This is a genomic window from Collinsella aerofaciens, from assembly GCF_901212495.1.
GTDB lineage: Bacteria > Actinomycetota > Coriobacteriia > Coriobacteriales > Coriobacteriaceae > Collinsella > Collinsella aerofaciens_H.
The window spans coordinates 11,584-31,896 of record NZ_CAAKNY010000052.1 but is presented as its reverse complement, the minus strand read 5'-3'; the positions used below and the strand labels follow the sequence as shown (position 1 = coordinate 31,896).

The window sequence follows — 20,313 nt, the reverse complement described above, 5'->3', positions numbered from 1 at the left end:
CCTACTCGCCTGCCTTAACAACCATAGAGGCAAAGTCGGCAGCCTTGAGCGAAGCGCCGCCCACGAGGGCGCCGTCGACGTCGGGCTTGGCGACGAGCTCGGCGATGTTGCCAGGCTTGGCAGAGCCACCGTAGAGAACACGGATGCCATCGGCGAGCTCCTCGCCGAACATCTCCTTAAGAGTCTCACGGATAGCGCCGCAGACCTCCTGAGCGTCCTCGGCGGTAGCGGTCTTGCCGGTACCGATGGCCCAGATGGGCTCGTAAGCGACGACGATCTGCTTGGGGCAGGTGATCTCAAGACCAGCAAGGCCAGCCTTGACCTGGTTCACGACGTGCTCGACATAGGTGCCGGCCTCGCGGACCTCGAGGGACTCGCCGCAGCAGAAGACGGGAACAAGACCGGCGGCAACGAGAGCCTTGGCCTTCTTGTTCTGGTCCTCGTCGGTCTCGTGGAAGTAGTCGCGACGCTCGGAGTGACCGATGATGCAGTAGGTGCAGCCAGCGGACTTGAGCATGTCGCAAGAGGACTCACCGGTGAAGGCACCCTTGGCCTCCCAGTACACGTTCTGTGCACCGAGGGCGATGGGGGCAGCCTGAATGCGGTCATGAACCGTGGTGATGTCGATGGTCGGAGGGCAGACGAGTACCTCGACGCCAGCCGGAACCTCGGGCAGAGCCTGAGCCAGCTCGTCGGCGAGCTTGGCGGCCTCGGCGACGTCGTTGTTCATCTTCCAGTTGCCAGCGATAAGAAGGGTGCGATTAGGCATCGAGAAGCGCCTCCACTCCGGGCAGGGCCTTACCCTCGACGAGCTCCATGGAAGCGCCACCACCGGTGGAGATCCAGCTCATCTTGTCGGCCAGGTTGAACTTGTTGACAGCTGCGACAGAGTCGCCACCGCCGATGATCGAGGTGCAGTCGGCCTCGGCAACAGCCTCGGCGATAGCCTGGGTGCCGTGAGCGAAGTTGTCGAACTCGAAGACGCCCATGGGGCCGTTCCAGAACACGGTCTTGGCGCCCTTGACGGCCTCGGCGTAAAGCTCCTCGGTCTTGGGGCCGATGTCCATGCCCTCACGATCGTCGGGGATAGCGTCGGAAGCGACAACCTCGGGGACAGCGTCCTCGCCAAAGTGATCGGCAACGCGGTTGTCGATGGGGAGCAGGATCTTGACGCCCTTCTCCTCGGCCTTCTTGAGCATCTCGCCGGCGCGCTCGACCCAGTCCTCTTCCTTGAGGGACTGACCAACGGACAGGCCCTGAGCCAGGAAGAAGGTGTAGGCCATACCGCCACCGATAATCAGGGTGTCAGCGGAGTCGATGAGGTGATCGAGAACGCCGATCTTGGAGGAAACCTTGGAACCGCCGACGATAGCGACGAAAGGACGCTCGGGCTCGGCGAAGATGCCGGTCAGCGTGTCGACCTCCTTCTCGAGCAGGAAGCCGGCGACGGCAGGCAGGTAAGCGGCGGGGCCCACGACGGAACCCTGGGCGCGGTGAGCGGTGCCGAAGGCATCGAGAACGAAGACGTCACCATAGGAAGCGAGCTTCTTGGCGATCTCGGGATCGTTCTTCTTCTCACGCTTGTCGAAACGGACGTTCTCGAGAACGAGGACCTTGCCCGGCTCGACAGCGGCGACAGCCTCGGCAGCCTTCTCGCCGTAGGTGTCGGCGACAAAGGCAACATCGAGGCCAGAGAGCTCAGCGAGCTTCTTGGCGACAGGCTCAAGGGAGAGCTCAGGCTGGAAGCCGGTGCCATCGGGACGGCCGAGGTGGCTCATGAGGATGACGCGAGCGTTGTGCTCAACGAGGTAGTTGATGGTGGGCAGGGCAGCCTTGATGCGGGTGGTGTCGCCAACGACGCCATCCTTAATAGGCACGTTAAAGTCAACGCGGACGAGAACGCGCTTGCCGTCGACATCGATGTCGCGGACGGTCTTCTTGGTAAAGGCCATGTTTGCTTCTACCTTTCGTACGTGTCTGCCTCCCATTACGGCAGACGATTTCTTATAAAAAGGGCGCGACCCTAGGGTGTAAGCCCTATAAGGCCGCGCCCTTCTTTAGACGCTCAACGAGCTATTCGCAAAAGCCAAATTAGGCAACGAACTTCTCGAAGTACTTGATGGTGCGGACCATCTGAGAGGTGTAGGAGTTCTCGTTGTCGTACCAAGAGGTGACCTGAACGAGGGTCTGGCCGTTGCCAAGGTCGGAGCACATGGTCTGAGTGGCGTCGAAGATGGAGCCGTGGGTCTCGCCGATGATGTCGGTGGAGACGATGTCGTCCTCGTTGTAGCCGAAGGTCTCGGAGATGGTGGCAGCGTAGGCCTTCATAGCGGCGTTGACCTCGTCGACAGTGACCTTCTTGTCAACGACAGCGTAGAGGTTGGTGATGGAGCCGGTCGGCGTCGGGACGCGCTGGGCGGCACCGATGAGCTTACCGTTGAGCTCGGGGAGGACCAGGCCGATAGCCTTGGCAGCACCGGTGGTGTTGGGGACGATGTTAACGGCGCAGGCACGGCTACGACGCTTGTTGCCCTTGCGCTGCGGGCCGTCGAGCGGCATCTGGTCGCCGGTCCAGGCGTGAATGGTGGTCATGATGCCGGACACGATGGGGGCGAAGTCGTTCAGACCCTTGGCCATCGGGGCGAGGCAGTTGGTGGTGCAGGAAGCAGCGGAGATGATGTTGTCCTCAGCGGTCAGCGTCTCGTGGTTGACGTTGTACACGATGGTGGGCAGATCATTGCCGGCCGGAGCGGAGATGACGACCTTCTTGGCGCCAGCGTTGATGTGGGCCTGGGCCTTAGCCTTGCTGGTGTAGAAGCCGGTGCACTCGAGAACGACGTCGACGTCGAGGTCGCCCCAAGGCAGGTTGTTGGCGTCGGCCTCCTTGTAGATCTTGATCTCCTTGCCGTCAACGGTGATGGAATCCTCGCCAGCAACGACCTCGTGATTGCGAGCGTAGTTGCCCTGCGTGGAGTCGTACTTCAGCAGGTAAGCGAGCATATCGGGAGAGGTGAGGTCGTTGATAGCGACGATCTCGGAGCCCTCATGACCGAACATCTGACGGAAAGCCAGACGACCGATGCGACCGAAGCCGTTAATAGCAACCTTTACTGCCATTGTGTCTCCTTTCGTAAGGCCCCCGCAAGCTACAGCGCCCGCCGTTGAGGCCCACAAACTAACCACTCGCCTAATATACCTTTTTTTTGACTTGAATTTCACGAGAATGCTCGAAATTGAAAATCAAATTTGCGTTAAAACGTTTTAAAGAGTAAAACAGCAGTTCAATCCCTATATAAGCAGGCGCTTTAAACTACCTGCTCGCTTCAATGAGCTTTTCAAGCCTCAAAACTCGATGGTAGAGGGCCGACTTCGACAAGGGAGGGTCAGCCATCTCCCCCAAATCACGCAGCGACAGATCGGGATAGTGCTCGCGCAGGTCACAAAAGACCGCCAAGGCGTCCGGAAGCGTGTCACGCAAACCCCGCTGTTCGAGCTCATCGATCAACGCAAGCTGATGCTGGGCGGCACCCGCACTTCTGGTCTGATTGGCCAGCTCGGCATTCACGCGACGGTTTACGTCGTTCTTAACCAATTTTACCGCGCGCGCTTCCTCGATCTCGGCAACGCTGCGCTTGGCGCCGACCAGCTTTAGGAGCTGCTCGATCTCCTCGGCGCTCTTAATGTAGACGGCAAAGGATCCACGTCGCGCGTTAACGCGCGCATGGACCCCAATCTGCTCCAATAGATCACAAATCCCCCGGGCATACTGCTCGCCCTGCACCGCGATCTCCAAATGAAAGTCGCCGCGGGGATCGGCCACGAAACCGCCGGCGATGAGCGCGCCGCGGATGTAGGCAAGCCTGCAGCAGGGACGGGCAACGACGTGCCGGGGAACACCAGCGACGAGCCCTCCCCTGCGCTCGAGAATGCCCAGCAGCACCAGAGCCTTGTCCAGGTCGGGTTGATCGGGCAGGGTAATGAGATAGTTACGGACCTTGTGCAAAACCGATTTACGAACGGTGAATTCCGTTTTGAGCTTAAGGATGCGATGCGTCAGCGTGATCATCGTGCGCGCGACGGCGCCCGTCTCGGTCGCGACCGTCAAACGATACCGCCCGGAGCCGGCCAGCGAAAGTGTACCGCTCACGCGCGTCAGGGCGGCAAGCGTCGACAAATCGCAGTATTCACATTCGGGTTCGCAGCGCGCGAGCTCGTCACGCACCTCGGCGGTAAACGACATGCAGGCCTATGCTTTCGTGTTGGCGCGCGACAGGTCGCGATGGGAAATGCTCACGTGATACTGGGCGCCTTCCAAATAACGTGCCGTGGCCTCGGCGATGGCAACGCTGCGGTGCTGGCCGCCCGTGCAACCGATGGCAATGGAAAGCTGCGGCTTGCCCTCCGCGATATAGCCGGGCATGACCGTATCGAGTAGCTGCGTCCAGGCCTTCCAAAACTCCTGGGTCTTGGGATGGTCCAGAACAAAGTCGGAGACTTTCTTATCGAGACCGGTCATCGTGCGCATCTCGGGATCGTAGAACGGATTGGGCAGGAAGCGGACGTCGATCATAATGTCCGCCTCGACGGGCATGCCGTGCTTAAAGCCAAACGAGAACACGTGGACGTCCATGAGCTGCTGGTCGGACAACTCGGAGAACGCCATACGCAGCTTGTTGCGCAGGGCAGAGGTGCGCAGACGGCTCGTGTCGATAATCATATCGGCTCGGTCGCGCACGCCCTGTAGCTGCAGACGTTCACGCTGAATCGCATCGGCCGTCGTCTCCCCCGGCTTGGCAATGGGATGGCGGCGACGATTTTCGCTGTAGCGGCGAATCAGCACCTCGTCAGAGGCCTCGAGAAACACGATGTCGCAGCTCATCTCGCGCTCTTCGAGCGCGGCGACCGCATCGAGCAGCTCATCGAACAAGCCCTGGCTGCGCAGGTCGCAGGTGACGGCAAGATGCCTGCCCACGCCCGTATTGATGCCGACGAGCTCGGCAAGCTGGGCGATGAGACGCGGAGGCAAGTTGTCGATGCAAAAGTAGCCCATGTCCTCGAACACGTGCATGGCCTGTGTGCGGCCCGATCCGGACATCCCGGTGATGATGACGATATCGGGGATGCGCTCCGAGCGCTCCGCCGCATCCATGGCATCTCCCTTTTGCATGTGCTGCCTCCTAAAAACAAGCGCGGGACCCAGCAACCCGGATCCCGCGCGGTCAATTGCCTTTATTGAGTATACCGCCCCGAGCGGATACGAGGTCCGTCTTACGCCTCAAGCGCAGCTTTGAACCAACTCGTAATACTCGTGGGGTGCGTAATGGCGGTGCCCACGACAACGGCCCAGGCGCCTGCATCAATCGCGGCACGGGCCTCCTCGGGCGTATGCACGCGGCCCTCGCAGATGATGGGAAGGCCGGGAAACTCCTCGGTCGCCTGGCGCAGGAGCGGCAGATCGGGACCGTCGGCCATGGTGCAATCGATAGCGGCAACACCATGAGAAAGCGTGGTGGATACCAGGTCGAAGCCCATATCAACCGCACGGCGAATGTCCTCGATGGTGGCACAATCCGCCATCAGGAGCACGCCCTCCTCGTGCAGCGGGCGGAAGGTATCCTCGACCGACTTGCCATCGGGGCGCGGACGATCGGTGGCGTCGATCGCCACGATATCGGCACCCGCCGCAACGCAGGCGCGAGCGTGACGCAGCGTCGGCGTGATATAAACGCCCTCGTGGCCATCCTTCCACAGGCCGATAACAGGAACCTCACAGCGACCCTTAATGGCGGCAATGTCGGCAAGGCCCTGGCAGCGAATGGCGGCGGCGCCGCCGAGCTCGCAAGCACGAGACATTTGAGCCATGGTCTCGGGCGTACGAAGCGGCTCGCCCATATACGCCTGAACGCTCACGACGAGCTTACCCTTCAGAGACTGAATCAAAGGATCAACGGCCATTTCGATCTCAACCTTTCTCAAAACGGCCTTCTGAGGCACCGCACCTTGACGTTCAAACCGTCGCTCGCGTACCAAAGTACGCTTCGCTCCTCTTTCACGTCAATCTGCGGCACCTCAGAAGGCTCACTTAGTAGATTTCAAACTATAGCGAAGCAAGAAGATGCTCGGCGGCACCGATGAGCGGCGCGTCGCCCTCCAGAGAACCAATGAGGATCGGCGTGTCCTGAAGCGGGTCGAGCGCCTGGCTGGCGTAGCCCTCGTGCACCGAATCCTTCCACGTCTGTGAGCGCCAATCGGGACCCTGGTGAATCACACCCCCCGAAAGCACGATGACCTCGGGATCCAAGATGTTGGCAAGCGAGCCTAAGCTGGCACCCAGAGCAAAGCCGGCATCGTGGATGACCTCGGTCGCCTTTGCGTCGCCCGCACGGCACAGGTCGTTCACATCGCGACCGACCGAAGGACGGCTGGGGTCGACACGGCCAAAGCGCTCATCGTACATACGACCAATGGAAGTGCCCGAAGCAACCGACTCAAGATGACCGGAACGTCCGCAGGCGCAGGGAATGCCGGCGGCAGCCGAGCACTCGATGTGGCCCATATGGCCGGCGGCACCATGGAAACCCTGCATCACGCGGCCGTTCTCGACATATGCGCCGCCGATGCCCGTACCGATGCCCAGGCACAAGACGGAGAACTTGCCCTTGCCGACGCCCCAGTGGGCCTCGCCCAGCGCATGAGCCTGCACATCGCCCACCACGGCAACGGGAAGACCGAGGTCCTCGCGCAGGCGCGGCCCCAACTGAACGCCGGACCAGCCGGGCATGATCTCGTTGGCATACGCGATGGCACCCGTCTTGGGATCGACGACACCTGCGGCACCGATACCGACACCGAGGACCTCGACATCGGGATTCGCCTCAAGAGCGGCTTTGATGGACGCCTCGATACGCTGGAAGACGGCTTCGCCGCCCTCCTGGGCCTCGGTAGGAACCTCGGCCTCAAAAACGGGATGGGGCACGCTGCCGTCAGCCGGGTACTCCATGATGGCGGTCGCGATCTTAGTTCCGCCGATATCGACAGAGCAGACGTACTTGTTCTCCATGTCGCTCTCCTTCGGAGATAAAAAACAACTACAGGAAATAAGGGCAGAATTATTGCCACAGGTTGATAAAGGTTGCCCAGATGCCCGAGGTTGGGGTGAAAGTGGTCGGGCGTTGACCTAATGGGTCACGCCCGACCACTTGAGCCCCAAGATCGGGTTCCTGGGAAAGCTTTACAGGAGACCGTTGTCCTGGAGGACCTTCCTAATCGCCTCGACGTTCTCGCCGGTCATGGCCTTCACCGGACGCGGCATGGTCGGGCTGTCGAAGATGCCCATGAGGTTCATAGCGGTCTTAAAGGCGCCGACGCCACCGGCATAGCCCTGGACGCCCGAGGTAACATCCCAGATGTGCGAAATCTCGTTGAGGCGATCCTGCTCGGCCTTGACGGTAGCCCAGTCGCCGGCCTGAGCGGCCTTCCACTGACGCACGTAGCCCTCGGGCTCAACGTTAGCGAGACCCGGAACGGAGCCATCGGCGCCGCCGAGGTAAGCACCATCGACGACGACCTCGTGACCGGTGAGGATGCTCATCGGGTGGCCGTTCTTCTCGTTCTCCTGAACGAGGTAGCGGAACGAGATGTCATCACCCGAGGAATCTTTGACGCCAGCAAGGACGCCCTCGGCGCCGAGCTTGGCAAGGAGCTTCCAGGGAAGCTTGGTGTGGACGCACACGGGGATGTCGTAGGCAAAGATGGGCAGGTCGAGCTCCTCATGAAGGATGCGGAAGTGCTCCTCGACCTCGGTCATGCCCTGCAGGGCATAGAACGGGCAGGTGGCGACAAGCGCATCGGCGCCCAGCTCCTGAGCGACCTTACCGTGCTCGATCATGCGCTCGGTCTCGGTGTCGATGATGCCGACCAGAACGGGAACGCGGTGGTCGACGATGCGCACCGCCTCGGCGATGATCTGACGGCGACGCTCGTCGGTGGAGAAGACGACCTCGCCCGAGGAGCCCAGGAAGAACAGGCCATCGACGCCGGCATCGATCATGCGGTTGATGCTGCGCTCAAAGGATGCGACATCGAGCTGGTGGTCTTCGGTATCGGGAACAACGACGGGAGGGATAACGCCGGTGAATTTCTGAGTTGCCACAAGAATCTCCTTAGTTGTCTGGCGGGCAGCCCTATGCCGCCCACTCTTGTTGGCAGTGTCCAGGCCGTCTAGGCCAAAGAACACGGATAAAACGTTTGGTTAAAGAAGTCGACGACTTCGTTTTCGAACGCATTGATACGCTCGTGAGCGTATTTGGCATAGATGATATGCCTTCGGTCACACTCAAGACCGTTGAATACGGCAAACTGGCCCTTGGGATCGCTCATGGCATCCATAAGCGATGTGCCCATGAGCACCGAGCCGCGCACACGAGACGACAGCGCCTCGAGGCCGCCGGGCAGCGGATTGGCAACCGCCGTGCAGACAAGGCCACACGTATCCAAGGCGGAGACCGCCAAAGCGACACCGCCACCAAGGCCCTCGCCGCACGCAAAGATGCGGCCTGGGTCGATGCCGTCAAAATCGCGAGCCACCTTCGCCATCGCGCAACCCCAACGGACGCGCTCGACAAAAGCGGGCGAAGCAATCCCCCGCTGCAGGTCGTCCGCACCGGCAACATCGTCATCCAGCGCGAGGACGGCATACCCCATGGCGGCAAATCTCGTCATGTGATGCCAGCCGCGCACAGGCCGATCGATGTCGTGGAACATCAGGCACAGCGGCACGCGCTCAGATACTCGGGCACGACCAGCAGGCTCAATCAAACGGCCGTGCACGACATACCCGCCGAGCTCAAAGGAAACCTCGGAGTAGCGCGCGCACGGATTGGCAAAATCAATCGCCGTAATAGCCAGGCCTTGAATCTCAAGATTCGAAGCGCATGTCTCTAAATCAGAAACATCTGCTTGGACATCACCGTGCCAGTCCCGATATTCTGCGAGCCTTGACGAAACCGTTCCAGGAATTCCCACGAGCCCGGGGACCATCAGCTCGTCAACATTGCTCTCGCACTTAGACATGAGCCTCCCCTCCCTCACAGAAAAACGGAATGATCAGGTCGTCAAAATCCTGAATCTCCTCGTGGCCAAAGCCTTCAAAGAACTCATGACGCTTGTCGCAGGACAGGTTGTTGTACACCGCAAACTGCGTTGCCGGCGGACAGACGATATCGGCCGTGCCCGTGCCAAACAGCACGGGGCACTTGACCATGGGGGCAAAATTCTTGGAATCGAAGTACGCCAGCTTGGCATAGGCCTCCTCGATACGAGTCGAGTCCTCGTCAAACCAACGCGACCAATAGCGCAGACCCTCGTAGGCAATATCGTCGGCGTCCAGATCCCAAACCAGGCGGAAGTCCGATAAGAAGGGATAGAGGATGGCCGCGCGGTCAACCAAATCGCTATTGAGCGCGCAGGTCGCAATACCCAAACCGCCGCCCTGCGATGCGCCGTTCACAAAAACGCGGGCAAGATCGATGCCCTCGAGCTCGCGAACGATACGGCACAGAATACGTATATCCTGATGTAGGCGGACATAGTAGAAGTTGGCCGGGTCGCCGTCGATACCGGCGACGATATGGCCCGCGACCGTCGTGCCCTCAAATCCGCCAATGTCCTCGGAGGGGCCTCCTTGGCCAGGACAATCGAGCGCGATGAGCGCCATGCCCATACCCGCAAACGACGCCTGCTCAAACCAGCTGCGGCTCGCACCCGGATATCCATGGAACTGAAGCACCAGCGGCATGGGCTCCTCCGAGACCGGCTTGAGGTACTTGGCATGCAGGCGTGCACCACACATGCCGGTATACCAGAGGTCGAAAAACCAACAGGTCGCAGAATCCGCAACCGAAGCCGCCTCGATCGCGTAGTCGAGCTCGACGGCGTCGGCCTCGGCCATGCGGTCCTTCCAAAAGAGATCGAAATCCGATGGACGGGGCATAGCGCCTCGATATCCACCAAATTGCCGTTGTAGCTCCTGAGCACTTGGCATGGCTCGTGAACCCAACCTTTCGAAATCGCAACGGAGGTGCGCCCGGCAAGGGAGCCGGGCGCACGGGAGGGAAAGCGAGGCTACTCGCCGAGCTTGGGATGCAGCAGCGACGGCGCAGCGCCGAGCAGCATCTTGGTGTAGGGGTCCTGAGGGTGCTGGAAGACCTGCTTGGCCTCGCCCTGCTCGACGATCTTGCCGCCATTCATAACGATGATGTCGTCAGAGATATAGCGGACCGTCTGGATGTCATGGCTAATGAACACCATGGCCAGGCCGAGCTCCTTCTTAAGGTCGGTCAGCAGGTTCAGAATCTGCGCGCGGACCGAAACGTCCAGAGCCGAGGTGGGCTCGTCGGCGATGATGGCATCGGGGTTCAGCGACAGGGCACGGGCAATTGCGACGCGCTGGCGCTGGCCGCCCGAAAGCTGGCCGGGAAGAACCTCGGCGGCGGAGCTGGGCAGACCGGTGAGCTCCAAGAGCTCCTTGACGCGCTTCTCCTGCTCGGCCTCGGTACCCAGGTTGTGGACGCGCATAGGGTCGAGCAGCTGCTCGCGAACGACCATGCGGGGGTTGAGCGCCGTGGCCGGGTTCTGGAACACGACCGAGATGACGCGGCCCATGTGGCGACGATCCTCGGCGGTACGTTTGGTAACGTCCTTGCCCTTAAAGTAGACCTTGCCGCTCGTGGGGGCCTGCAGGCCACACATGACGTTGGCGGTGGTGGACTTTCCGCAACCGGACTCGCCGACGATGCCGATCGTCTGGCCGGGCATGAGCTTAATCGTTACACCCTGGACGGCGTGAACCAGGTTGGGGTGCAGAATCGAGCCGGTACGGGTCCTAAAGGTGACGTGGACGTCATCAAGGAAGATGATCGGCTCGACGCCGTTGACTGCGGTCTCGCTCATCTACATCACCTCCGCGTGAGGGGTCAAACCATTTGCCTTGAGCACCTCGTCGGGGAGCTCGGAATAGAAGTGCTCGGTGCCGGGCACGCGCTTGAAGACCGGACGGGTGTCCAAGCCAATGCGAGGATGGCTCGAGCGGGGCGCGAAACGATCGCCCTTGGGGAAATCGCGCGGGCTCGGAACGGCGCCGGGTACCTGGTGCAGGCGGCCCGAACCGCTCTCGATGGACAGGACGGAACCCAGAAGGCCGCGGGTGTACTCGTGGATCGGGTTGGTGAGCAGCTCCTTGGTAGGCGCCTGTTCGATAACCTGGCCGGCGTACATAACCGTGATGTTATGGGCGACCTCGGCGACCAGCGCCAGGTCGTGCGAAACGAAGATCATGGCAAAGCCGAGCTTGGCCTGAAGGTCGTTAAGAAGCTTGATGACCTGCTTCTGGACGGTAACGTCCAGAGCGGTCGTGGGCTCGTCGCAGATGACCAGCTTGGGGTCGCGGGTAAGGGCCATAGCGATCAGAACGCGCTGACGCTGACCACCGGAAAGCTCGTGCGGATAGCTCTCGAGCGTACGCTTGGGGTCGAGGCCCACGAGCTCCAGGAGTTCCTCGGCGCTACGGGTACCGCCGCGCTTGGTGAGCTGCTTCATCTGGGCGGAAATGAGCATGGAGGGGTTGAGCGAGGACAGGGCGTCCTGATAGACCATGGCGATATCGGTACCGCGCAGGCCGAACCACTCCTTCTTGCTCATCTTGAGCAGGTCGCGGCCCTCCCAGAGAACCTCACCGGAAAGATGCTCATCATCGTCGGTCAGACCCATGATGGCCAGCGTGGTGATGGACTTACCGCAGCCGGACTCACCGACCAGGCCCATGGTCTGGCCAGGACGGACATCAAAGTTGACATGATCGACGACGTTGATGTCACCGTGGTGCTCAAACTGGATGCAGAAATCGCGGACCGAAAGGATCGGCTCAACGGACTCATCGGGCACATGGCGGTCGTTACGCTTGAGTTCGACATCGCGCAGAGCGCCAAGACGGGCGGACAGGGACTGAGCCTGCTCCTTGTAGGCGCGAACGGGGTCGGAGACCAGCAGGTCGGCCTCGCGGCGCTTGGAGGAGTCGGTCGGATCCAGGGCGGCGGAGGGAGCGGCGGCCATGGCGTCGGTAATGCCCTCGGACAGGATGTTGAGCGCCAGGCAGGTGATCATGATGGCCAGGCCCGGGAACAGTGCCTGCCACCAACGGCCGGCAAGCACGCCGCCGCGAGCGTCGGCGAGGATGTTGCCCCAGGTAGCGGTAGGCTCCTGAATACCAGCACCGATGAAGGTCAGCGAGGCCTCGAAGATGATGGCGTCGGCGACCAGGGTAACGGTGAAGACCATGATCGGGGCGATGCAGTTACGCAGGACGTGCCTGATCAAAATCCACGGAGCCTTGGCACCGGACACGATGACCGCGCGGACATAGTCCTCACCGTACTCGGACACGATGTTGGCGCGCACGATACGGGCAATCTGCGGAGTATACATAAAGCCGATGGCGAAGATGATCGACGGCACGGAGTTGCCCAGGATGGAGACGAAGACGGCCGCGAGGGCGATGCCCGGGATGGACATGATGATGTCCAGGATACGCATGATCGTCTCGGAGACTGCCTTGCGCGAAACTGCCGCGAGGGCGCCCACGACCGAGCCGCAGACCAGAGCCATGGCAGTGGCGCCAAAGCCGATAATCAGCGAGTAACGACCACCGTAGAGCATACGCGACAGAATGTCGCGGCCCTTATCGTCGGTACCGAAGATAAATCCGTTGCCGGGAGCCTGGCGAGCCGTAAAGATCTCGACCGGGCTATAGGGGGCAAGAAGGGGCGCCAGAATCGCGGTCAGGGCGACCAGCACCAGCACGACGGCGGCAATCTTAGAAGACAGTGTCATCTTCTTCCAGCCACCGAGCTTGAGCCCCTTGGAGGCAGCCTTTTCGAGCTGCTCGGTTTGCTTCTCTCGAATCTTTACCATAATCTACACCGTCCTGATGCGCGGGTTGATGAGCAGATAGAGCATGTCAACCACGATGTTGATGATGATGAAGGCAAGAGCAACGACGATGACGACGCCCTGAACCAGGTTCGCCTCGTTGCCCTGAACGCCCTGCAGGATCGCAGTACCCATGCCGGGGAGGTTGAAGATGACCTCGATGACGACAGCACCGCCCATAAGGTAACCGATTTTAAGACCGAGTGTGGTAACCGGGGTGATCAGCGCGTTACGCAAAACGTTAATGCCGACGACGACCTTCTCGGGAACGCCGGCGCCACGGGCCATGCGGACGTAATCCTTGTCGAGCTCCTCGACCATGGCGGTACGCACGATACGGGTCATCTGGCCCGTCAGCGGGAAGGCAAGAGCAATGGCGGGCATGATCATGCGCCCCATATAACCAGCCGGGTTGGTGGTGAAGTGAGGAAGGGCACCAGACGCCGGAAGCACCTTAAGGTAGGAAGAGAACAGCAGAATCAACAAAACGGCAAGCCAGAACGACGGGGTTGCCAAGCCGGCGATGGAAAAGACGCGGATCACTTGGTCCGGCCATTTATCGCGATATAGCGCCGCGATGACACCGAGCAAAAACGAGACAACCGCGCCGATGGCAAGGCCGATGAAGGTCAGCTGCATCGTGACGGGCAGGGCCGTGGAGATGCGCTTGGCAACGGAGTTGCGGGCAGCACCATAAGTGCCCATGTCACCGTGGATCAGATCGCCCATGTAACGCACGTAGCGCACGGGCCAGGGGTCGTCCAGACCATACTTCTCATGGTACTCGGCAACCGCCTCGGGCGAGGCACCGTCACCCAACGCCGTATAGGCGGGGTCGGTCTTGGAGAACGACATAAGGAAGAACACCAATACGGTGACGCCCAATGCCATGATTGGCAGTGCCACGAGGCGCCTTCCAATCAAACGTAGAAAGCTATTCACGTTCTCTCCCCTTTCTTTTGTCGGTAGGACCAACTGGTATATGAGTATAGATACTCATTACAAGACCCGGGCGACATCGAAGTCGCCCGGGTCGTTGACTCACATATGAGGATGCGTCCCTATGTCCAACATCCCACACTCAACTCAAATGAGTCTTAGGCCTTGACGGTCGCAACGCCCCTGAAGGACATGCTCGTCGTGCCGATGCCCTTGAAGCCATCGAGGGCCTCGCCGTTGGGCGCGGTGGACGGATCGTTCCAGGAAGCGGAGACGGTCTTGACGTGTACGACAGGGTAAAGGACGGCGTTGTCGGCAATGATGTCGAAGCACTCGTTCCACTTCTTCTGCTGTTCATCGCCCTCGGCAGCAAGAGCCTCGTCCATGAGACCGTGGAGCTTCTCCCACTCAGCGGACTCCTTCCACGGGCAACGGGTCTGCATCCAGACATTGTCGCCGTACCACCAGTTGAGCAGCAGGTCGGGATCTGCGCCGAAGCAGGACGGATCGCCAGGAGCGAGAAGGATGTCGTAGGCCTCGCCGCCATCGATAGCAGCATAGGTAGCAGCCGAAGTATCGGTCTGGATGGTCACATCGAAGCCGAGGGCGTCAAGATCGTTCTTGACCTGGGCGGCCATACCCTTGATCTGCTCGTTGTCGGTGGTACGCAGGGTGATGGCGCCCGGGGTGATGCCAGACTCATCAATGAGCTTCTTGGCCTTCTTGGCGTCAGTCTTGTAGACCGTGGAAGCCTCATGGTAGTTCGTGAAGCTCTTGGGCAGATAGCAGCTGGCAGCCGTGGCAAGGCCGGCGAAGGTGTTGTTGATCATCTTCTCGGTATCGAGCGCATACATGACGGCCTGACGGACCTTAACGTTGTTCCAAGGCCCCTTGGCGACGTTGAACATAACGAATCGAGTTCCGAAGCCCTGAACGTTGTCAACCTTGCAACCAGCGCTCTCGAGCTGGTCGACGGCGTCGGCGGTGACGAGCTCCATAACGAGCGTGGAGCCCTCCTGCTGCGCGGTAACGCGAGCGGTGGGGTCGGTCAGGATGCTGTACTGGATCTTCTTGTCCTCGGCAGCATACTCACCGTTGTACTCGGGGTTGGGAACCAGGGTGATCTCGGTATCGGAGATAGAGTCGTACATCCAGGGGCCGGAGCCGATCGGCTGCTTGGCGCGATCCTCCTCGGTCTGTGTGGCCGGGGTAACGCGGATGATGGCCAGACGATCCTTGAGCAGGGAGAAGTTGGGGACCTTGGTCTTGACCGTCACGGTGCTGGCGTCCTTGGCCTCGATGGACTCGAAGGGCCTGAAGAACGGAGCATAGGTAGCGGAAGCGGCGCAAGCGGTGTAGGAGGCGACGACGTCGTCAGCGGTGACCTCGGTGCCATCGGAGAACTTGGCGCCCTTGCGGATGGTGACCTCGAAGGTGGTGTCGTCCACGGACTTGGGGTCATCGGTGGCGAGCTCCTTGAAAGTGCTGTAGTCGTGGTAATCGATGCCGTAGAGGCCCTCGATGACGTGCCAGTTAGCGCCCAGGCCCACGGCGGAGCCGGTGCTGGCGGGGTCGAAGCTGGACGGAGCGTAAGCGGAACCAGCGGTGATCACGCCGCCGCCACGGTTGGCGGAATCGGTGGACCCAGAAGCGGAACCCTTGTCACTAGAGCTGCCACCGCAGCCAGTGAGACCAAGGCCGGCGACAGCAGCGACGCTGCCGGTGAGGCCGAGAAACGAACGCCTGGACATACCCTTGTTGATGATGGCCATGTCTTCTCCTATCAATAGAGAATCTTACCCGGGAGCACCTAGACTTGCCCCCGCGCAACTTGCGGACGACATATACCTTACCTACCGACAAACCCAACTGAGGAGTCGCGCTCGGCGACCGATACATACATACGCTTGAACGGTATTTACTACCGTTCACCGAATTCATTGACAAATGATTCGACAGACAGTATGTATCGGCGAGGTGAGATATCAGTCTTCGTCAACCCGCAGGATAGCAGTGTTGTTCACCATAGCTAGTCAAACGTTTTAGCGTTAATAAAACCCGAAATCGGCAGGTAATAACCGTGAAACAAATGATTGAAAATCGGCCCATCATGTATATCAGTTGTTTAGAAGCGCGTTTAGTTTTCGGAACGGTTGGCGGATGTCTGGGTGCGCTCGGCATTCCATGCAACAAGTGCCTCGTGGACCGCTTTGGCGACATCGGCCGGAACGCCTCGCACTTCTGCAATCTCCTGCTCGCTTGCCGCACGCAAACGCTTCATCGAGCCAAAATGGCGCATAATGGCACGTTTTCTGGTGGGTCCCACGCCTGGAACGTCGTCAAGCACCGAAACCGTCATCGCCTTATCGCGCAACTCGCGGTGGAACGTAATCGCAAATCGATGGGATTCATCGCGAACCTGCTTGATCAGATAAAGCGAAGCGGAGCCGGTCGGCAGCACGACGGGAGTCTCGTCCCACGGTACGAAAACCTCCTCATCGGCCTTTGCCAAGCCGCAAACTGGTATATCGAGGCCGAGCGCTTCAAGTTGCTTAATTGCGGCGGTCAATTGCGGCTTGCCGCCATCGACGACGAGCAAATCGGGGCGCGAGCCAAAGCGCTCGTCCGCCATGCGCTCGGGAGCATAGCGGCGCCCCAGGACCTCGGACATCGATACGAAGTCGTTCGCCTCGTCCAATTCGGCCTGAATTTTAAAGCGACGATACTGGCCCTTGTCGGCACGGCCGTTGGTAAATACCACCATCGAGGCGACGGTAAAGGTACCGTGCAACGTCGAGATATCGAAGCACTCGATGCGCAACGGCGGCGCAGGCAGCGCCAGCGCACTTTCGAGCTCCAGGAGCGCCCGATTGGTGCGGTCGTCAGCATACCCCGTGCGCATCATGTAGCGCATGAGGGCATGGCGCGCATTTTTGGAAGCCATATCGAGCAGGCGGTGCTTTTCGCCGCGCTGCGGCCTGTGGAGATGGCAAGAGCGTTCGCGCTTGCCCGCAAGCCACTCCCCCAACGCTTCGGCATCCTCAAGCTCGACAGAGAGGTTGATCTCGGCCGGAATATCAGCCGTCTCGTCGTAATAGCGCTTAAGAAAGCCCGATTGAAGCTCTTCCTCGTCGACATCCAGGCCTTTATCGAGGATAAACTCACAAGTTCGAACCGTTCGGCCCTCGCGAACGACAAAGACACAGGCGGCAGAGATAGTCTCTTCGCGATAGAAGCCGATGACGTCGATATCGACGCTTGACGGAAAAACGACCTGTTGGCGATCGTCCAGGCCCCTGATGACTTCCAGGCGACGCTTGACACGCGCTGCACGCTCAAAATCAAGCGTCTCGGCTGCCTCCGTCATCTCGGACGTGAGCTCGTCGACGACATCCTTGCGATGGCCCGACAAGAAACGTTCGACACGCTTGACGTTCTTGGCATAGTCGGCGGGGGAAATCGCGCCGACGCATGCGCCCGGCCCGCGCCCGACATGGTAGTCAAAGCAGGGACGCCCGTTTTGCGCGCAAATCATATTGACGATGTCTTCTTCGCCCTTATGAGATTCGACGATGCGGCGGCAGCGGCGCCATTCCGCACAGGATGCCGAGCAAATAGGAATAACCTTGCGTAGCGTATCGATGGTCTCGCGCGCCGCACGGCTATCGGTATAGGGGCCAAAATAGCGCGTTCCCGGTTTATGACGCTCTCGCGTGTATTTGATAGCCGGAAACAAGTCGCTCTTGGTAATGGCGATAAAGGGATAGCTTTTGTCGTCTTTGAGATCGACGTTAAAGTACGGATGGTACTGGCCAATCAGATTGCGCTCGAGCACCAGTGCCTCGTGCTCGGTCTCCACCACGATATAGTCGAAGCTCGCCACCAGCTGCATCATGAGCGGGATCTTTTGACGCTCGTCCTGCAGCGTCACGTATTGACGCATACGGGCACGCAAGTTTTTTGCCTTGCCCACATAGATGACATCGCCCTTGGCATCTTTCCAAAGGTAGCAGCCGGGTTGCGTGGGAACGCGCGAAACCTGTTCGGCAAGTGTTGGAATGTTGTCGTGACCTGCCACGCGCACCTACTTGCGACGAAGCAGCGCCGAGACCTCGGGCATCTTAAAGACGAAGGCAAGACCGAAAGTTACAGCAAGCGAGACGACGCCTGCAACACAAACGTAGCCCAGGGTAATGAGGATCGAGCTGCCAAGCACTCCGACAAAGTGCTCGAGTGCCCACATGACGCCGGCACCCACGGCAGCGCCCAAGCCACCGAACAAGAGGCCGAAGAAGCCGCCGTGCAGGATAGACTTGACCTGAAGGCCATGCAGACGACGGCGCAGCCACCACAGTGAGCATCCGACCAAGACCACGTAATCAACGACGTACGAAAGCGCAATAGCCGGCATACCGTAGCCCAGCACCACGCCAAACAGCAGCACCGAACCGGCCTGACCGATAGCGGAATACAGGCAATAGCGGCTATAAGGTTTCATATCGAGCAGGGCCGAGAAGCTCTTCTGCATCAGCACGACCACGCCATAGAGCGGCAGGGAAAGTGCCAGATAGATAAGGAACTCCGACACCAGCGCCACCCCGGATTCATCGAACTTGCCGGCGCAGTAGATCATGTTGAGCGGACGGGCGAAGACGATCAGGTACAGCGCAAACGGAATCAGGAAAAAGAGCATCTGGGCGACACCGCGCGAAATGCCCGTGCGGACGCTGTCGTAATCCTTCTCCTGCGCATCGTGAGAGAGTTCGGTATAGAGTGCCGTCGAAAGCGAAGCGGCGATCAGCGCATAGGGCAATGTGTACCACAGGCGCGCATACGCGATGACGGAAGGGCCGGTCTCGGGCTGCACCACCAGCGCGGCGGCATTGGTAATGGAGGTCGAGACAAACATGCACACCGTGGCGAGCAGCGTCGGGATACCAAGCGCAATCGTCTGTCGCAGCGCGGGGTCCCTAAAGTCGATATGGATATGAGGATGTACGCCATGCTTGCCAAGCGCGGGAATCTGGCAGGCCATCTGGACAAAGACGCCGAGGGTCGTACCAGCTGCGATCAAGATAATACCGGCCTGCTCGCCAAATTGTGCAGACACGGGAGCAAAGCCCATAAAGCTGGCGATGACGATGACGTTGTTGAGAACCGGGGCAAACGTCGACCAGAAGTAGTCGCGGTGTGCGTTGAGAACGCCCGAGAACACCGAGCCCAAGCCATAAAACAGAATTTGGATAGCAAAGAAGCGGAACATGAACGCAGCGGTGTCCATGCTGCCGCCATCGCCCGAAAGGAACGACTGCGTCCAAATAAAGCCGGGGGCAAACACGGTGCCCAGCAGCGAGATGCCGCCCAGCAGCAGAAGCAGAATACCGAGCAGGTTGCCGACATACTCGTTCGATGCCTCGCGGCCCTGCTCGCGCCTCACTCCCATATACACCGGCAAAAACGCCGTAACGAGCATGCCGCCCATCACGAGCTCGTAGAGCATGTTGGGCAGGTTGTTGGCAACCTGATAGGAGGACGAGAGCAGCGACATGCCGATGGCGGCCGCCATGGCCCACGTGCGGATAAACCCGGTGACGCGCGACACGATGGTCAGCACGGTCATGAGGCCAGCAGAACGACCAACCGTGGAGTAGTCCGACGAACCCATATCGTCCTCGTCGTCCTGAGAGTCCTCATGGACCTCATCTTGTGGCAGTAAATCGTCCACGACGGCAAAGGAGCCGGTCATCGAAAAGGGATCGTCAACCAAAACGGCGTCATCAGCAGGTGCGGCGTCATCGCTGTTTGGCATGTTGTTACCGGATACGGCATCATCATCGAATATGGCGTGGTTGCCAAACACCGTGTCAACTTCTTTGGCGGCGACGGTTCGGGCAGAAAACGACAGAGGGTCCCAATCGTCATCGCCGTCGATGGCCACGCCCTCGACGGGATCGGTCGAACCAAGCGGCGACCATTCGTCATCCGAAAGAAGCGGTTCGCCATCATCATGAGCCGCGGGCTTGGCAAAACGAGCGGCAGGAGCGCTCTGCGGCGTGCTCTTTCCCTGGGCTGCCATCAAAAACACCGCCGTCTCATCGGGACGCGGCGCACGAGGAGCCTCGGAGGCGATCGGCATCACGCTGGCGCTAGATTGAGCGGCGGCCAAAAAGACAGCCGTCTCATCGGGACGAGCCGAAGAAAGAACCGTACGGGGAAGCGCCGTGCCGGCACCGGCGGCACGCAAGTACACGGCCGTCTCGCCCGGGTCAGCGGCAGCGGACCAAGCGTTTCGAATCTCATCATCGAACGAAGCGGCCTCGGGCGCAGGCGCCTGAGGAGCCGACCCTTTTGCAAAGTGAGCTCCGGACTTTGATTCTTCCTGCGGCATCG

At 60.1% G+C, this 20,313-nt stretch carries 16 protein-coding genes; all 16 read right to left on the bottom strand.

Annotation, left to right across the window (positions count from 1 at the left end):
• Window position 1: 1 nt before the first annotated feature.
• The 16 genes from tpiA to murJ all read right to left on the bottom strand — a co-directional run bounded on the left by tpiA (window position 2) and on the right by murJ (window position 20,311).
• Window positions 2–769, bottom strand: a complete 768-nt coding sequence (tpiA, locus tag SFLMC1_RS05845) for a triose-phosphate isomerase (protein ID WP_152074884.1) — start codon at window positions 767–769, stop codon at window positions 2–4.
• Window positions 762–1,952 carry a phosphoglycerate kinase gene (locus SFLMC1_RS05840; protein WP_022094881.1) on the bottom strand — a complete coding sequence of 397 codons (1,191 nt, stop codon included), beginning with the start codon at window positions 1,950–1,952 and terminating at the stop codon, window positions 762–764. The genes tpiA and SFLMC1_RS05840 overlap by 8 nt, the downstream gene beginning before the upstream one ends.
• Window positions 1,953–2,091: 139 nt before the next feature.
• Window positions 2,092–3,117: a type I glyceraldehyde-3-phosphate dehydrogenase gene (gene gap / locus SFLMC1_RS05835; protein ID WP_152074885.1), complete on the bottom strand. Its 1,026-nt coding sequence runs from the start codon at window positions 3,115–3,117 to the stop codon at window positions 2,092–2,094.
• Window positions 3,118–3,310: 193 nt separating this feature from the next.
• A complete protein-coding gene (gene whiA / locus SFLMC1_RS05830; protein ID WP_152074886.1) occupies window positions 3,311–4,240 on the bottom strand; it encodes a DNA-binding protein WhiA in 930 nt (309 codons plus the stop codon).
• A gap of 6 nt (window positions 4,241–4,246) precedes the next feature.
• Entirely contained in the window at window positions 4,247–5,167 is a 921-nt protein-coding gene (gene rapZ / locus SFLMC1_RS05825) for an RNase adapter RapZ (protein ID WP_022094878.1), read from the bottom strand.
• A 101-nt stretch (window positions 5,168–5,268) separates the two neighbouring features.
• Complete coding sequence (locus SFLMC1_RS05820) at window positions 5,269–5,955, bottom strand: N-acetylmannosamine-6-phosphate 2-epimerase (protein WP_152074887.1); 687 nt, start codon at window positions 5,953–5,955, stop codon at window positions 5,269–5,271.
• Window positions 5,956–6,097: 142 nt separating this feature from the next.
• Window positions 6,098–7,060 carry an ROK family protein gene (locus SFLMC1_RS05815; RefSeq protein WP_152074888.1) on the bottom strand — a complete coding sequence of 321 codons (963 nt, stop codon included), beginning with the start codon at window positions 7,058–7,060 and terminating at the stop codon, window positions 6,098–6,100.
• 171 nt (window positions 7,061–7,231) lie between these two features.
• Window positions 7,232–8,152, bottom strand: a complete 921-nt coding sequence (locus SFLMC1_RS05810) for a dihydrodipicolinate synthase family protein (protein WP_089573615.1) — start codon at window positions 8,150–8,152, stop codon at window positions 7,232–7,234.
• Between the two features lie 68 nt (window positions 8,153–8,220).
• Window positions 8,221–9,072 carry an acetylxylan esterase gene (locus tag SFLMC1_RS05805; RefSeq protein ID WP_152074889.1) on the bottom strand — a complete coding sequence of 284 codons (852 nt, stop codon included), beginning with the start codon at window positions 9,070–9,072 and terminating at the stop codon, window positions 8,221–8,223.
• On the bottom strand, window positions 9,065–10,042 hold the full coding sequence (locus SFLMC1_RS05800) for an acetylxylan esterase (protein ID WP_152074890.1): 978 nt from the start codon (window positions 10,040–10,042) through the stop codon (window positions 9,065–9,067). Before SFLMC1_RS05800 ends, SFLMC1_RS05805 begins: the two co-directional genes overlap by 8 nt.
• A gap of 80 nt (window positions 10,043–10,122) precedes the next feature.
• Window positions 10,123–10,950 (bottom strand): ABC transporter ATP-binding protein, encoded by an 828-nt coding sequence (locus SFLMC1_RS05795; protein WP_006236159.1) that lies wholly within the window; start codon window positions 10,948–10,950, stop codon window positions 10,123–10,125.
• Window positions 10,951–12,966 (bottom strand): dipeptide/oligopeptide/nickel ABC transporter permease/ATP-binding protein, encoded by a 2,016-nt coding sequence (locus SFLMC1_RS05790; protein WP_152074891.1) that lies wholly within the window; start codon window positions 12,964–12,966, stop codon window positions 10,951–10,953.
• A 3-nt stretch (window positions 12,967–12,969) separates the two neighbouring features.
• Window positions 12,970–13,926, bottom strand: coding sequence for an ABC transporter permease (locus tag SFLMC1_RS05785; protein ID WP_152074892.1), 957 nt, complete (start codon window positions 13,924–13,926; stop codon window positions 12,970–12,972).
• A 155-nt stretch (window positions 13,927–14,081) separates the two neighbouring features.
• Window positions 14,082–15,695, bottom strand: a complete 1,614-nt coding sequence (locus tag SFLMC1_RS05780) for an ABC transporter substrate-binding protein (protein WP_152074893.1) — start codon at window positions 15,693–15,695, stop codon at window positions 14,082–14,084.
• Window positions 15,696–16,060: 365 nt separating this feature from the next.
• Window positions 16,061–18,001 (bottom strand): excinuclease ABC subunit UvrC, encoded by a 1,941-nt coding sequence (uvrC, locus tag SFLMC1_RS05775; RefSeq protein ID WP_306437658.1) that lies wholly within the window; start codon window positions 17,999–18,001, stop codon window positions 16,061–16,063.
• 6 nt (window positions 18,002–18,007) lie between these two features.
• A complete protein-coding gene (gene murJ / locus SFLMC1_RS05770) occupies window positions 18,008–20,311 on the bottom strand; it encodes a murein biosynthesis integral membrane protein MurJ (protein WP_226814309.1) in 2,304 nt (767 codons plus the stop codon).
• Window positions 20,312–20,313 lie beyond the last annotated feature (2 nt).

Bases quoted from the DNA above. Each gene is read 5' to 3' on its own strand.
- tpiA (WP_152074884.1), bottom strand. From the start codon at position 769: ATGCCTAATCGCACCCTTCTTATCGCTGGCAACTGGAAGATGAACAAC.
- SFLMC1_RS05840 (WP_022094881.1), bottom strand. From the start codon at position 1,952: ATGGCCTTTACCAAGAAGACCGTCCGCGACATCGATGTCGACGGCAAG.
- gap (WP_152074885.1), bottom strand. From the start codon at position 3,117: ATGGCAGTAAAGGTTGCTATTAACGGCTTCGGTCGCATCGGTCGTCTG.
- whiA (WP_152074886.1), bottom strand. From the start codon at position 4,240: ATGTCGTTTACCGCCGAGGTGCGTGACGAGCTCGCGCGCTGCGAACCC.
- rapZ (WP_022094878.1), bottom strand. From the start codon at position 5,167: ATGCAAAAGGGAGATGCCATGGATGCGGCGGAGCGCTCGGAGCGCATC.
- SFLMC1_RS05820 (WP_152074887.1), bottom strand. From the start codon at position 5,955: ATGGCCGTTGATCCTTTGATTCAGTCTCTGAAGGGTAAGCTCGTCGTG.
- SFLMC1_RS05815 (WP_152074888.1), bottom strand. From the start codon at position 7,060: ATGGAGAACAAGTACGTCTGCTCTGTCGATATCGGCGGAACTAAGATC.
- SFLMC1_RS05805 (WP_152074889.1), bottom strand. From the start codon at position 9,072: ATGTCTAAGTGCGAGAGCAATGTTGACGAGCTGATGGTCCCCGGGCTC.
- SFLMC1_RS05800 (WP_152074890.1), bottom strand. From the start codon at position 10,042: ATGCCAAGTGCTCAGGAGCTACAACGGCAATTTGGTGGATATCGAGGC.
- SFLMC1_RS05795 (WP_006236159.1), bottom strand. From the start codon at position 10,950: ATGAGCGAGACCGCAGTCAACGGCGTCGAGCCGATCATCTTCCTTGAT.
- SFLMC1_RS05790 (WP_152074891.1), bottom strand. From the start codon at position 12,966: ATGGTAAAGATTCGAGAGAAGCAAACCGAGCAGCTCGAAAAGGCTGCC.
- SFLMC1_RS05780 (WP_152074893.1), bottom strand. From the start codon at position 15,695: ATGGCCATCATCAACAAGGGTATGTCCAGGCGTTCGTTTCTCGGCCTC.
- murJ (WP_226814309.1), bottom strand. From the start codon at position 20,311: ATGCCGCAGGAAGAATCAAAGTCCGGAGCTCACTTTGCAAAAGGGTCG.